Below are 1,073 nucleotides of genomic sequence, written 5' to 3' on the forward strand. Positions count from 1 at the left end.
ACTGCGCGACGAACTCACCGCACTCGGCGCGGACGTCACCCTCGTCGCCTGCGACACCGCCGAACGCGCCCAGGTCGAACGCCTCCTCGCCGCCGTCCCCGCCGACCGGCCGCTGACCGGCGTGGTGCACGCCGCCGGCGTCGTGGACGACAAGCCGGTCACCGCCCTGGACCCCGAACGCTTCGAGCGGGTCCTGCGCCCGAAGGCCGACGGCGGCTGGCTGCTGCACGAACTCACCGCCGACCACGACCTGACCGCGTTCGTCCTGTTCTCCTCCGCCGCCGGACTGCTCGGCGGCGCCGGACAGGCCAACTACGCGGCCGCCAACACCGTCCTCGACGCCCTCGCCCAGCACCGGCACGGCCAGGGCCTGCCCGCCACCTCCCTCGCCTGGACCCTGTGGGCCGGCGACGACGGCATGACCGGCGGCCTCAGCGAGGACGACATCCGGCGCATCGCCGCCTCCGGCCTGCCCGCGATCACCGCCGAGCAGGGACTCGACCTCCTCGACGCCGCCCTGACGACCGGCGAACCACTGCTCGCCCCGCTGCGCCTGGACACCGCCGCGCTGCGCACCGCCGCCGGCGCGGGCCGGCTGCCCGTGCTGCTGCGCGGCCTGGTCCGGGCCCCCGCCCGGCGCACCGTCGAGGCGGGCACCGGCGGCGCACCCCGGCTGAACGCACGGCTGGCCGGCCTGGAACCCGCCGAACAGGAACGCCTCCTGCTGGACCTGGTCCGCCGGCACGCGGCCACCGCCCTCGGCCACGACACGGCCGGCGCGGTCGGCGCCGACCAGTCCTTCCGCGACCTCGGCTTCGACTCCCTCACCTCCGTCGAACTGCGCAACCGCCTCAACACCGAGACCGGGCTGCGCCTGCCCCCCACGCTCGTCTTCGACCACCCCCGGCCCGCCGCGCTCGCCCGCCACCTGCGCGAGGAACTCGGCGGAACCACCGTACGCACGGAGACCGCCACCGTGGCCGCCGCCGACGACGACCCCGTCGTCATCATCGGCATGGCCTGCCAGTACCCCGGCGGCGTCACCTCCTCCGAGGAGCTGTGGCGCTTCGTCG

Annotated in this window: 1 protein-coding gene; it reads left to right on the top strand. The window is 76.0% G+C overall.

The window, feature by feature from the left end:
• Positions 1-1,073, top strand: a 1,073-nt coding sequence (locus tag ABZV34_RS39890) for a type I polyketide synthase (RefSeq protein ID WP_356288345.1), incomplete at both ends; no start/stop codon positions are given.

Source organism: Streptomyces sp. NPDC005195 (assembly GCF_040608315.1).
Lineage (GTDB): Bacteria > Actinomycetota > Actinomycetes > Streptomycetales > Streptomycetaceae > Streptomyces > Streptomyces kaempferi.